The sequence below is a fragment of the Mesorhizobium intechi genome (assembly GCF_002879535.1).
In the GTDB taxonomy this organism is placed as follows: domain Bacteria; phylum Pseudomonadota; class Alphaproteobacteria; order Rhizobiales; family Rhizobiaceae; genus Mesorhizobium; species Mesorhizobium intechi.
The window spans coordinates 14,822-26,969 of the sequence record NZ_PNOT02000042.1; the positions used below are offsets into that span (position 1 = coordinate 14,822).

A 12,148-nucleotide genomic window follows, 5' to 3' on the forward strand; every position below is an offset into this window, starting at 1 on the left:
TTTTGCGCGGATGGTATTTTTTATTGACGCGTCAATCAACAAAAAATCGACGCAGGCGCAAGCTGCACCAAGCGATTGTCTGGTTCCGGCCCTTCACGGCGCGGGCAGGAATGTTTATGTTTGAACAATAAAGGCGAAGTGCGCCGTCAGGCTGGCGCCAAGGATGGAGACCGCCATGACCGCATGCATCGTTGGCTGGGCGCATTCGCGCTTCGGCAAGCTCGAGGGCGAGACGCTCGAAAACCTCATCGTCAAGGTCGCGACGGATGCGCTCGACCATGCCGGGATCGGCCCGGACGAAGTCGACGAGATCGTGCTCGGTCATTTCAACGCCGGCTTCTCGGCGCAGGATTTCACGGCGAGTCTGGTGCTTCAGGCCGATGACCGGCTGCGCTTCAAGCCGGCAACGCGCGTCGAGAACGCCTGCGCAACGGGATCGGCGGCGGTCCGGCAAGGCATCCGTGCCATCGACGCCAACGCCGCCCGCATCGTGCTGGTGGTCGGCGCCGAGCAGATGACGACGACGCCGGGGCCCGAGATCGGCAAGAACCTGCTGAAAGCGTCCTATCTGCCGGAGGACGGCGAAACACCTGCGGGCTTTGCCGGCGTCTTCGGCAAGATCGCACAGGCCTATTTTCAGCGCTATGGCGACCAGTCGGACGCGCTCGCCATGATCGCCGCCAAGAACCACAAGAACGGCGTCGACAATCCCTATGCGCAGATGCGCAAGGATTTCGGCTATGAATTCTGCCGGCAGGAGAGCGAGAAGAACCCTTTCGTCGCCGGCCCTCTCAAGCGCACCGACTGCTCGCTGGTCTCGGACGGCGCCGCCGCCCTTATCCTTGCCGACACGGCGACCGCGCTGAAGATGCGCCGCGCCGTCGCCTTCCGCGCCAACGAACATGTGCAGGACTTCCTGCCAATGTCCAAGCGCGACATCCTGGCATTCGAGGGCTGCGAACAGGCCTGGACCCGCGCGCTGAAGAACGCCGGCGTCACGCTCGACGATCTCTCCTTCGTTGAGACGCACGACTGCTTCACTATCGCCGAACTGATCGAATACGAGGCGATGGGCCTGGCCAAGCCCGGCGAGGGCGCGAAGCTGGCGCTTGATGGCACGACGGCCAGGGACGGCCGCCTGCCCGTCAATCCCTCCGGCGGGCTGAAGGCCAAGGGCCACCCGATCGGCGCCACCGGTGTCTCCATGCACGTCTTGACCGCCATGCAGCTTGCCGGCGAAGCCGGCGGCATCCAGGTGCCGGGGGCGAAGCTCGGCGGCATCTTCAACATGGGTGGCGCTGCGGTCGCCAACTACGTTTCCATTCTCGACCGGATCAGGTAAACCGCCCCGACGTTCGTTGGAGGTGGCATGGCAAATCCGGTTCTGATCGAGGTCCTGCGCGGCGCGATCGTCGAGAGCGCGCATCGCGGTGCAGTCGCGGTTTTCGACGCTGACGGCAAACCGGTGTTGGAGATCGGCGACACCTCGAAACCAGTGTTCCCGCGCTCGGCGGTCAAGGCCATCCAGGCCTTGCCGCTGGTCGAAACGGGGGCCGCCGATGCCTATGGCTTTGGCAACCGCGAGCTGGCGCTGGCCTGCGCCTCCCATTCGGGTGAACCGGAGCATGTCGAACTGGCGCGGTCCATGCTGGCCAGGGCCGGGCTCGACGGGTCCGCTCTCGAATGCGGCGCGCATTGGCCGTCGAACCATGCCGCCGAGATTGCACTCGCGCGCGCCGGCGATTCTCCAAATGCCCTGCACAACAATTGCTCCGGCAAACATTCCGGCTTTCTCTGCACTTGTGTGCATTCTGGCATTGCGCACCGTGGCTACGTCGAGGCGGGTCATGGCTTGCAGGAAATGGTGCGCGACGCGATGCAGTCGGTCACAGGTGCTGTCCATGGTGCCGATGAGCGGGCGACCGACGGCTGCTCTATCCCGACCTATGCGGTGCCGCTCAGGAGCTTCGCGCTCGGCTTTGCCCGCATGGCCACGACAGATGGTTTCGGCCCCGAGCGGGCCAAGGCGGCAAAGCGGCTGCTGGCTGCCTGCATGGCGGAGCCTTTCTTTGTCGCCGGCACAGGCCGCGAGGATGTCGCGCTGATGGAGGCAGCACCTGGGCGAATTTTTGCGAAAGGCGGCGCCGAAGGTGTCCACTGTGCCGCAATTCCGGAACTGGGCCTCGGTATTGCGCTCAAATGCGATGATGGCGCCCACCGCGCGAGTGAAGCCATGGTCGCCGCCGTCCTCGCCAAGCTGCTGCGTTCGGACGAGGCCCTGGCGGCGAAACTCATCGAACTGGCAAACGCGCCGATTCAAAGCCGGATCGGTGCCAGGGTAGGTTCGCTGAGGCCGACTGCCGCCCTCAACTGACGCGGTTGCGCTCAACGGTCAAATGCGCAAAGCCGCTGTCGCTTAGCCGGGTGAGGTCGGCTGTCACAGGCTCCGCCCAGCGTTGGCCGATGACCGCGCCGTTCACCGCGCCGTCGATGACGTTGTCGGAGATGACGGCCGTGCCCGCGCCCTCGACGACGCTGACGACGATGCCCGTGCCGGCCTTGCGGATGATGTTACCGGTGGCGACGACATTGCGCAGATACGGTCCCCAGCCGATCGACATGCCGTAGAGCGGGGCGTTCTCGATGACGTTGTTGGAAGCGATGGTATCTGCCTCGACGCCAATGCCGACGCCGAAGCCTGGCGGATCGGCCGTGTAGGGACCGCTGGTCGACAGATTGCGCACGATGTTGCCGGAGCATACACCCATGCGGCCGCCTTCGTTGAAGTTGACGATCGAGATGCCGTTGGCCGCGCCATCGACGATGTTGTTGCTGATGACCGCACCCTCGAACGAGAATTCGGAATAGACCGCGGTCTCGCCCGAGCGCGAGCAGGTGTTGCCGGAAATTTGCAGATTGCTGGAACTGTTGGCGCGGATCGCCGAGAAGGCGCAATCCGAGACGACATTGCCCGAAATGATGACGTTGCCGGCACGGAAGGCGTTGATCCCATTGCCGTTCTGGCCGGTCCCACCGCTGCGCGCGCCGATGCGTTCGACACGGTTGCCCGTGACCATCGTGCCGTCTTCGGCCGCTTGCCAGCGATGCACGAGTATTCCTCCATTGGCACAGTCGGAGACTGTGTTGCCTGAGATCGTCAGTCCAGCCGCCTCGACCGAATAGATGCCGGCGTCCGCCGCGCCCGATATGTCGGAGCGCTCGATGCGGCCTGCCGCATGTTCCAGCGCCAGCCCATTCTTGCCGCTGCCGGTTATCTGGCAATTGTCGACAACGAGATGGCCGACCCGTCGAAGGTCGAGCAGCCCTTGCGCATAGTCGCCCATCGAGCGGTTCGAACCGTCGAAGACCAGCCCGCTCAGTTCGATATGGTCGGCCTGTTCGGCCATGAGGAGATGACCGTCGCCGCCATAGACGATCCGCGTCGCGCCCGGCACGCCGGAAAGGCGCACGCGGCTGGGCAGTGAGAGATTGGACACCACATAGGTGCCCGCCGGCAGGAACACCGCCATGTCTCGGCTGTTCGCGTCGCGCAGCAGCTTGGCGAATGCCTTGCTCTGGTCGTCGAATGTGCCGGGCTGAACGCCCAGTTCGGTGGCATTGATGGAGCCGCGCATCGAGGCCTTTTCGATGCCGGTCAGGCTGGCGGCCGCCGCCTTGCCGAGCGCGAGGCCCACAACGGCAAAGCCGGCGGTTCCGGTTAGCAGCGTTCGTCTGTTCAACATCGGCACAGAATCCCAGCGTTCAACCTGACGTCGCAGGAATCGTGCCAAATGTTCCGTTCCTTTCACAATGACTTGTCGAGCAGCCGCTCGAGGCCTAGGTTCAGGCAATGAGCAGAGCTTTTACCCGCGAAGAAGACAGCGAGAATGCCATCGCCGGCGTCGGCGAGCGACCGATCAGCACGCACCGCAACCTGGTGACGGAGCGCGGCTTGGCGCAGATCGAGGAGAATCTGGCCGATCTGCGCGACATTCTGGCGAAAGCCGAGAAAAAAGCCGACCGCGAGCGCATCGCGGTGGTGTCACGCGATCTGCGCTACTGGACGGCGCGGCGCGAAAACGCCGAGCTTTCCGTGCCAGAGCCCGGCAGCGACGTCGTCCGCTTCGGCATGGGCGTCACGCTGCAAGGCGACGATGGCAAGAAAGTGCATTGGAAGATTGTCGGCGAGGACGAGGCCGATCCTTCCAAGGGAAGCATTTCGCATGTTTCGCCCATGGCTCTCGCCTTGTTCGGCAAGAAGGTCGGCGACGTGGCCGCCGTCAACGGCAAGGAATGGGAAATCGTCAAGCTCTCGGACAGTTAGTCTTCAAACTTGACCGCATGGTCGCAGAAGAACGCGGCGGCACCCGCTTCATCGATTTCGCCTGAAGCGACGGCCATGACGAACTCGTAGAGTGTGCCGTTGTCGGCCGTCAGGACATAGCCGTTCACGATCAGAAACGCGCCGGCGGCCACGATGGCAGTCCGTTTGTTGCCGTCGACAAAGGCATGGTTCCTGGCAATGCCAAACACATAGGCGGCTGCAAGATCCTCGACCTTAGGATCTCCATAATTGGCCTTGTTCTCGGCACGAGCGAGCGCAGATTCGAGAGCGTTTTCATCTCTCAAGCCTTGCGCTCCGCCATGTCTGCGCAACTGCTCGGCATGCATTGCTTCAACCGCGCGCCGGGTCAGGAACTCCCATCTCATTCGGCGAGCTTCTGAAGTGCGACCTTGTACTTGTCCATGACCTGGCGGGCAGCTTCCATCTGCCGCTCGAAACTGTCGTCCACCGGCTCGAGGGTAATGCCTTTGTCCGTCTCGACGATCTGAAGTTGATCACCCGCCTTTAGGTTCAGGCGGTCAAGCAGATCCTTAGGCAGGATCACGCCTTCGGAATTGCCGATCTTGCGAATGGTCGTGTTCATGGCGCCACATCCCTGTTGCAACGCTAATTATAACGCAACGTCTTGGGTGCAGCAATGGCGGTGGTAACGGCCATTATAACGGTCACCTAGCCGGCCAGCAGCCGGTCCATCAACCGGTCCGCCGCTTCTGGAATGACAGTACCCGGTGGAAAGATCTCCGCCGCACCGGCTTGCAACACTGCTTCGTAGTCCTGCGGCGGGATGACGCCGCCGGCCACGATCAGCATGTCGCCCCGGCCGAGCTTTTTCAGCGCGTCGCGCAGTTCGGGGATCAGCGTCAGGTGTCCCGCCGCCAGTGACGAGGCGCCGATGATATGGACGTCATGCTGGACAGCCAGTTTCGCGATCTCCTCCGGTGTCTGGAACATCGCGCCGACGGTGACGTCGAAGCCGAGATCCGCGAAGGCCGTAGCGATCACCTTCTGCCCACGGTCGTGGCCGTCCTGTCCCATCTTGGCAACGAGAATACGCGGCTTGCCGCCGTTTTTCCTCTCGAAAGCTGCGAGCTTGTCTGGCAGCCCGTCGACCACGGGATTGTCGCCAAGCGCCTTGCGATAGACGCCGGAAATGGTCTGCACCGTCGCGACGTGACGGCCAAAGGCCCGTTCCAGCGCAAACGAGATCTCGCCGACGGTCGCATTGGCGCGCGCGGCGCGGATGGCGAACTCCAGGAGGTTGTCATTGCCTTGCGCGGCGCGGGTCAGCGAATCGAGCGCGCTTTCCACCGCGGCGACATCGCGCGTGCCCTTCAGCCGCTGTAGCTTCGACAATTGCCGGGCCCTGACCTCGGCATTGTCGATCTTCAGCACATCGACCTTGATGTCATTCTCGGGGCGATGCGCGTTGACGCCGACCAGCATCTGCTCGCCCGAATCGATGCGCGCCTGCGTGCGCGCCGCCGCTTCCTCGATGCGCAGCTTCGGAATGCCTTGTTCGGTCGCCGCGGCCATGCCACCGAGAGCCTCGACTTCCTCGATATGGCTCAGTGCGCGCGCTGCGAGATCATGCGTCAGCCGTTCCAGATAGGCCGAGCCGCCCCACGGATCGATGATGCGCGTGGTGCCGGATTCCTTCTGCAGGATGAGCTGCGTGTTGCGCGCGATGCGCGCCGAATGGTCGGTCGGCAGCGCCATCGCCTCGTCGAAGGAGTTGGTGTGCAGCGACTGGGTATGCCCCTGGGTCGCCGCCATCGCCTCGATCATGGTGCGGATGATGTTGTTGTATGGGTCCTGCGCCGTCAGCGACCAGCCGGACGTCTGGCAATGGGTGCGCAGCGACAGCGAGCGCTCGTCCTTCGGCGCGAAATTCTTCTTCATCAGCGTCGCCCACAGCAGGCGCGCGGCCCTGAGTTTGGCCACTTCCATGAAGAAGTTCATGCCGATCGCCCAAAAGAAGGACAGGCGCGGCGCGAAGCGGTCGATGTCGAGGCCAGCCGCGACACCGGCGCGGGCATATTCGATGCCGTCGGCGATCGTATAGGCGAGCTCCAGGTCGGCTGTCGCACCGGCTTCCTGCATGTGATAGCCGGAGATCGATATCGAATTGAACTTCGGCATGTTCTTCGATGTGTAGGAGAAGATGTCCGACACGATCCGCATCGAGGGTTTTGGCGGATAGATGTAGGTGTTGCGGACCATGAACTCCTTCAGAATGTCGTTCTGGATGGTCCCTGCCAGGTCCTTCTGGGCAACGCCCTGTTCTTCCGTCGCGACGATGTAAAGCGCCATGATCGGCAGCACCGCGCCGTTCATCGTCATCGACACGGTCATGTCACCGAGCGGAATGCCGTCGAACAGCTGCCGCATGTCGAGGATGGAATCGATGGCGACGCCCGCCATGCCGACATCGCCGGCTACACGCGGATGGTCGCTGTCATAGCCGCGATGCGTCGCGAGATCGAAGGCGACCGACAACCCTTTCTGGCCCGCGGCAAGATTGCGCCGGTAAAAGGCATTGGATTCTTCGGCCGTGGAGAAGCCGGCATATTGCCGGATCGTCCAGGGCTGCTGGACATACATGGTCGGGTAGGGACCGCGCACGAAGGGCGGCAGGCCCGGATAGGTGTCGAGATGCGGCAGGCCCTTGAGGTCACCCTGATTGTACAGATGCTTGACGGCAAGCCCTTCCGGCGTCGTCCGCTGGCCCTTGACCTCGACAGGCGCGCGGCGCGGCGGCGCCCAGCCGATTTGACTGAAATCCGGAATCAAGAGGCGGCCCCGACGGATTGGTCGATGCGGACAGGAGACAGCGGTTCGCACAGCACGACGCCTTCGGTGAAGGCAGGCCGCTGCTTCGCATCCAGCGTCTCGACCGGACGCTCGCTCGTCTGCGGATAAAGCGTGGTGCCGATGATGGCCCGCTCACCCGCCTTGAAGGCCGCGTCGCGCCGGGCCGCCGCGGTGCGAACGCGCTGTTGGATGTGTCCGTCCCGAAGGCTGGACAGCACGCCTCCTTCGGCCTCGATCGCCTGCAGTTCCACCCAGGCGGCTTCGCAAAGGTCTGCCGTCAGCGCTTCGACCGCGCCCGACCCATAGGCGGGATCGGCGACGTGATCGACGTGGCTTTCATTGGCCATGATCAGCTGGGCGTTGCGCGCGACGCGGCGGGCGAAAGGCGCCGGCAGGCCGTGAGCGATCGTGTGCGGCAGGATGGAGATCGAATCGGCTCCCCCCGCCGCTGCCGCGAAGCAACTGATCGTCGTGCGCAGGATGTTGGTTTCGGGATCCAGCGCCGTCATCATGCGGAATGATGTCTCGGCGTGGATGTTGGCCGTGGAGTTGGGGATCGAGCAGGCCTCCTGCACACGTGCCCACAGAATGCGCAAGGCCCGCACCTTGGCCATCGAGAGGAACTGGTCCTGGTCGACGCTGAGCGCGAAGCCGATATGCGGCGCGGCATAGACCAGCGGTTGCCGAGCCTTCTCGAACATTCTGAGATATGAGACCGCCGACGCCAGCATGATGCCCAGTTCCTGCGCTTCCGTGGCACCGGCATTGTGGAAGACGCGACCGTCCGCTTCCAGCAGGACACCGGGAACGCCCATCGAGAAGAAATGCGCCAGCGACTGGGGCATCGATTCCTGCAGCGCCTCGATCGACATGCGCAGCCGGCCGGTGCCGGCAAGGACCGCCGCCGGATCGATGCCGAAGGACAGGTTGAGCTTTGCCGGATCGGAGCGGCGTTTGCTCAGGAACGCCACCAGCCAGTCGGCCATGGGGCGGCTCCACGGGTGCGTATCGATGCGGATCTGCATCCGATTGAGAGGCACGCCCTCTAGCACCGTCTCCAGCGCCTGAGCGGTTCTCGGCAGACCGTAGCCGAATGCGTTAGGGGCGCCTTCGAAGACGAGCGACAGTCCTGTCGCACCCTGCGCGATATCGTCCAGGACCTGGGCCTTGGCACGATCGACGTTGGGGTCGTCGACGCGTTGGCTGACAATCCAGGGTGATCGGGGATTCGTGCGCACGAGCGGTTCGGCCCCGGTCGCGCGGTCATAAAGGGGCTCGATGCGGATGGCGTCGTCGGTGTGCGAAACCAGCTTTTCCTCGAAGGACGCGCCTGCCAGTGCCGTTTCCGCCAGGGCCAGCCATCGCCGGCGCTCGGCGCCAACGGGTTCAACATCCTTGGTCAAGGCTCCGGCGCCCATCCATCTTCCTCGTTCATATGGCCGCAACAGCCGGGCGGTTCAGTCTACGGTTCCCGGTCGGTTATCGCAATGCGCATCCCGAGGCCGAATTCGATCCACCAGATATAGGTCGGCTTGCATGGACGAACCATGAACGATTGCCAAACACCAGCAAAATCCGCAAGTTCCAAAATCCGATTTCGACGATAGGCTTGATTGGGACGGTTGGCCCCGCTTCGGACAATTGGCATTGTCGCTGTGCCGCACCCTCACTATACGTTCGGGCAAAGGCTGGCTTTTGACACATCAGTTTGCGGAGACCCGACATATGGCTGACGACACCAGTATTTTCATCGGCGCCAGCCGCAAGCCCGACGACAGCTACCAGCGCCCGGAGCAACTGCTGCTGCAATATGGGAATCGCCATGGCCTGGTGACCGGTGCCACCGGCACCGGCAAGACCGTCACCTTGCAGATCCTGGCCGAAGGTTTTTCCAATGCCGGCGTGCCGGTATTTTGCGCTGACATCAAGGGCGACCTGTCCGGTATCGCGATGATGGGCGCGGCGCAGGATTTCCTGGTCAAGCGGGCCGCGCAGGTCAAGCTTGACCCTTACGACTTCCAGGAATTCCCAGTCATCTTCTGGGACCTGTTCGGCGAACAGGGCCACCCCATCCGCGCCACCATTTCGGAAATGGGACCGCTTCTCCTGTCGCGGCTGATGAACCTGACCGACGCGCAGGAGGGCATCATGAACATTGCCTTCCGCATTGCCGATGAAGAAGGCCTGCTGCTTCTCGATCTCAAGGACTTGCAGGCTTTGCTTGCCAACATCGCCGAGCGCGCCGAGGAGATCAGCGCGCGCTACGGCAATGTCACCAAGCCATCGGTGGGCGCCATCCAGCGCACGCTGCTGGTGCTGGAGCAACAGGGCGCGGCCAACTTCTTCGGCGAGCCGGCCCTGCGCATCTCCGACATCATGCGCACCACGCGTGACGGCCGGGGCGCCGTCAGCGTGCTGGCCGCCGACAAGCTGATGATGAATCCGCGCCTCTACGCGACCTTCCTGCTTTGGCTGATGTCGGAGCTGTTCGAGGAACTACCCGAAGTGGGGGATCCCGACCAACCGAAGCTGGTGTTCTTCTTCGACGAGGCGCATCTGCTGTTTGACGAGGCGCCGAAGGTGCTGATCGACCGCGTCGAGCAGGTGGTCCGCCTGATCCGCTCGAAAGGTGTCGGCGTCTATTTCGTCACGCAGAACCCCCTGGATATCCCGGAAAAGGTCTTGGCCCAGCTCGGCAACCGCGTCCAGCACGCGCTGCGCGCCTATACGCCGCGTGAGCAGCAGGCGGTTCGGACGGCGGCGGAGACGTTCCGCCCCAATCCCGATTTCGACTGCGCCACCACCATCACCCAGCTCGCCACCGGCGAGGCGCTGGTCTCGACGCTGGAGGCCAAGGGCGTGCCGTCCATGGTCCAGCGAACGCTGATCCGGCCGCCATCTTCGCGGCTTGGACCCATAACCCCCGCCGAACGGCAGAAGCTGATCGCGGAAAGTCCGGTCACTGGCCAATACGACCAGGTCATTGACCGCGAATCGGCCTTCGAGATGCTGCAGAAAAAGGCCAAGGACGCACAGGACGCGGAGCAGCAGGCGGGCACAGGCGGCTCGCGCTGGACCATACCGGGCTTCGGCAATGACGGTCCCGCACCGCAGTCCGGTGGCCGCCGCGCGCCGGCGCCGCGCCCCTCCAATCGCCAGACGGTGGCGGAGGCCGCGATCAAGTCGGTGGTGCGCTCGGTCGGCGCGTCAGTCGGGCGCGCGATCGTGCGCGGGATTTTGGGAAGCCTGTCGAGAGGCCGCTAGACTGTAGCGCCGCGCGTTCGCTTGAACGCGGGGCGCTGAGCATCTGTATAGGGGTTGTCGGATCAGAAGATCGCGTTCGTCACGGCCTTGACCGGGCCGAGCAGCACCGATCCGTCCGGCACCCCGGCGTCGATCGGGATGGCCTTGTGGTTCGCCGTTGCCGCCGCCGCCATCGGCTGGCTGGCATCGCTGGTCACGATGACAGGGGTTTTCGAGGGCACGCGGTCGTAGAGGTCGATGATGTCCTGGTTTATCAGGCGCACGCAGCCCGACGATACCGACTTGCCGATCGACTTCCATTCCGGCGAGCCGTGCAGGCGATAAAGCGTGTCCACATTGCCCTGGAAGAGATAGAGCGCGCGGGCACCGAGCGGATTCTTCAGCCCGCCGGGCATCCCGCCATTGTCGGCGCTGTACTGCTTCAGTTCCGGCTGGCGGGCGACCATCTCATCCGGCGGCGTCCATTTCGGCCATTTCTGCTTCCACTGGACGACGGCGTCGCCCGACCATTCGAAGCCGGCGCGGCCGAGACCGACGCCATAGCGGATGGCCTGGCCGCCCGGACGAACCAGATAGAGGAAATGGCCTGTCGTATCGACAACGATCGTTCCGGGCTTCTGCCCGGTCGGGTCGGGAACGATCTGGCGCAGGAACTGTGGATCGATCCTGTCGAAGGGGATTGCCGGCAGGTCGAAGCCGCCATCGCTGACAGCCGCGTACATCGACGCGTAGTCGGCGAGGGGCGGCTCGACATAGGTTGGCGGCGGAGGCTGGACCGGCGCCGGCCCGGTGGTGGCGCATGCGGAAACCGCAATCGATGCGGCGCCCAATGCTGCGGCGTTGAGGAAGCCGCGACGGCTCAGGCGGTAGGATTCGATTTCGGTTATGGACATGGCTGCCTTCTTTAGGACTCAAATTGCAACAAAGCGTGAATACGCCTGCCGCTAGGCGGGTGCCTGACAACACCTGAGGCGATAGGCGGTTCCGATTCTGGCCCGAACGTGGACAAACAAAGGCGAAGCTGTGACTGCGCCGCCACTGTGGCGCCTGGGTCACAGCTCGGCACCTTAGGCGGTAACCAGCGCTTCGAGGGTCGGCAGGATCAGGGCCGGCGGAAAATCCCGGTATTCCTCGGGCTGGTTGGAGCGGTTGATCCACACGGTGCGGAAGCCGAATTTGGTGGCGCCGGCAATGTCCCAGCGATTGGAGGACTGGAAGGACACCGCGCCGGGATAGAGGCGCCAGCCGGTGGCGACCATGTCGTAGACCGCTGGATCTGTCTTGAAGCGCCGCACCGTATCGACCGAATAGATGTCGTCCAGAACCTGGTCGAGCGCGGCCGATTTGACCGCTGCTTCCAGCATTTCGGCCGAGCCGTTGGAGAGGATCGCCAGCCTGGCTCCAGAGGCCTTGAGCGCCTTGAGCACCGCCGGGACTTCTGGGTAGCAGTCCAGGCGCCAGTAGGCTTCCAGCAGTTTCGTCCTGAGGCCGGGATCGGCGGAGGGGACCTTGCGCAAGGCGAAGTCGAGCGCCTGCTCGGTCAGTTGCCAGAAATCGGCATAGGCGCCCATCAGCGAGCGTACCCAGGAATATTCGAGCTGTTTGGCGCGCCAGATTTCGGACAGCAACTGGCCGTCCGGGCCGATACGGTCGGCATGCCGGCGCACGGCGGCGTGCACGTCGAACAGCGTGCCGTAGGCGTCGAAAACATAGGCGGCGTATTGCATG

Annotated in this window: 11 protein-coding genes; 4 read left to right on the top strand and 7 right to left on the bottom strand. The window is 63.7% G+C overall.

The window, feature by feature from the left end:
* Window positions 1–175 precede the first annotated feature (175 nt).
* Complete coding sequence (locus C1D09_RS03660; protein ID WP_143973039.1) at window positions 176–1,342, top strand: acetyl-CoA acetyltransferase; 1,167 nt, start codon at window positions 176–178, stop codon at window positions 1,340–1,342.
* Window positions 1,343–1,369: 27 nt separating this feature from the next.
* Window positions 1,370–2,374: an asparaginase gene (locus C1D09_RS03665; protein WP_143973040.1), complete on the top strand. Its 1,005-nt coding sequence runs from the start codon at window positions 1,370–1,372 to the stop codon at window positions 2,372–2,374.
* Here C1D09_RS03665 and C1D09_RS03670 read toward each other — a convergent pair.
* Entirely contained in the window at window positions 2,367–3,743 is a 1,377-nt protein-coding gene (locus C1D09_RS03670) for a TIGR03808 family TAT-translocated repetitive protein (protein WP_143973041.1), read from the bottom strand. The two genes, C1D09_RS03665 and C1D09_RS03670, sit on opposite strands and share 8 nt — an antisense overlap.
* A 107-nt stretch (window positions 3,744–3,850) precedes the next feature.
* On the opposite strand from C1D09_RS03670, the gene greA reads away from it, so the two are divergent.
* Window positions 3,851–4,324, top strand: coding sequence for a transcription elongation factor GreA (gene greA / locus C1D09_RS03675; RefSeq protein ID WP_143973042.1), 474 nt, complete (start codon window positions 3,851–3,853; stop codon window positions 4,322–4,324).
* Here the strand turns inward: greA and C1D09_RS03680 are convergent.
* The 4 genes from C1D09_RS03680 to C1D09_RS03695 form a co-directional block, all read right to left on the bottom strand.
* Window positions 4,321–4,710 (bottom strand): type II toxin-antitoxin system death-on-curing family toxin, encoded by a 390-nt coding sequence (locus tag C1D09_RS03680; protein WP_143973043.1) that lies wholly within the window; start codon window positions 4,708–4,710, stop codon window positions 4,321–4,323. The two genes, greA and C1D09_RS03680, sit on opposite strands and share 4 nt — an antisense overlap.
* Window positions 4,707–4,928, bottom strand: a complete 222-nt coding sequence (locus tag C1D09_RS03685) for an AbrB/MazE/SpoVT family DNA-binding domain-containing protein (RefSeq protein WP_143973044.1) — start codon at window positions 4,926–4,928, stop codon at window positions 4,707–4,709. Before C1D09_RS03685 ends, C1D09_RS03680 begins: the two co-directional genes overlap by 4 nt.
* 86 nt (window positions 4,929–5,014) lie before the next feature.
* The gene (gene scpA / locus C1D09_RS03690; RefSeq protein ID WP_143973045.1) at window positions 5,015–7,135 is read right to left on the bottom strand and encodes a methylmalonyl-CoA mutase; all 2,121 of its coding nucleotides are present in this window, start codon (window positions 7,133–7,135) and stop codon (window positions 5,015–5,017) included.
* Window positions 7,132–8,574: a methylmalonyl-CoA mutase subunit beta gene (locus C1D09_RS03695; RefSeq protein ID WP_143973046.1), complete on the bottom strand. Its 1,443-nt coding sequence runs from the start codon at window positions 8,572–8,574 to the stop codon at window positions 7,132–7,134. The genes scpA and C1D09_RS03695 overlap by 4 nt, the downstream gene beginning before the upstream one ends.
* 307 nt (window positions 8,575–8,881) lie before the next feature.
* Between C1D09_RS03695 and C1D09_RS03700 the strand changes: the two genes are divergently transcribed.
* Window positions 8,882–10,420 (top strand): helicase HerA-like C-terminal domain-containing protein, encoded by a 1,539-nt coding sequence (locus tag C1D09_RS03700; RefSeq protein WP_143973047.1) that lies wholly within the window; start codon window positions 8,882–8,884, stop codon window positions 10,418–10,420.
* 62 nt (window positions 10,421–10,482) lie between these two features.
* On the opposite strand, the gene C1D09_RS03705 is transcribed toward C1D09_RS03700, so the two are convergent.
* Together C1D09_RS03705 and C1D09_RS03710 are read right to left on the bottom strand one after the other, a co-directional pair.
* The gene (locus C1D09_RS03705; protein ID WP_143973048.1) at window positions 10,483–11,313 is read right to left on the bottom strand and encodes a L,D-transpeptidase; all 831 of its coding nucleotides are present in this window, start codon (window positions 11,311–11,313) and stop codon (window positions 10,483–10,485) included.
* 174 nt (window positions 11,314–11,487) lie between these two features.
* A complete protein-coding gene (locus C1D09_RS03710; RefSeq protein WP_143973049.1) occupies window positions 11,488–12,147 on the bottom strand; it encodes a haloacid dehalogenase type II in 660 nt (219 codons plus the stop codon).
* Window position 12,148 lies beyond the last annotated feature (1 nt).

Excerpts from the sequence above, each read along its gene's own strand:
- C1D09_RS03660 (WP_143973039.1), top strand. The coding sequence starts at position 176 with ATGACCGCATGCATCGTTGGCTGGGCGCATTCGCGCTTCGGCAAGCTC.
- C1D09_RS03665 (WP_143973040.1), top strand. The coding sequence starts at position 1,370 with ATGGCAAATCCGGTTCTGATCGAGGTCCTGCGCGGCGCGATCGTCGAG.
- C1D09_RS03670 (WP_143973041.1), bottom strand. The coding sequence starts at position 3,743 with ATGTTGAACAGACGAACGCTGCTAACCGGAACCGCCGGCTTTGCCGTT.
- greA (WP_143973042.1), top strand. The coding sequence starts at position 3,851 with ATGAGCAGAGCTTTTACCCGCGAAGAAGACAGCGAGAATGCCATCGCC.
- C1D09_RS03680 (WP_143973043.1), bottom strand. The coding sequence starts at position 4,710 with ATGAGATGGGAGTTCCTGACCCGGCGCGCGGTTGAAGCAATGCATGCC.
- C1D09_RS03685 (WP_143973044.1), bottom strand. The coding sequence starts at position 4,928 with ATGAACACGACCATTCGCAAGATCGGCAATTCCGAAGGCGTGATCCTG.
- C1D09_RS03695 (WP_143973046.1), bottom strand. The coding sequence starts at position 8,574 with ATGGGCGCCGGAGCCTTGACCAAGGATGTTGAACCCGTTGGCGCCGAG.
- C1D09_RS03700 (WP_143973047.1), top strand. The coding sequence starts at position 8,882 with ATGGCTGACGACACCAGTATTTTCATCGGCGCCAGCCGCAAGCCCGAC.
- C1D09_RS03705 (WP_143973048.1), bottom strand. The coding sequence starts at position 11,313 with ATGTCCATAACCGAAATCGAATCCTACCGCCTGAGCCGTCGCGGCTTC.
- C1D09_RS03710 (WP_143973049.1), bottom strand. The coding sequence starts at position 12,147 with ATGCAATACGCCGCCTATGTTTTCGACGCCTACGGCACGCTGTTCGAC.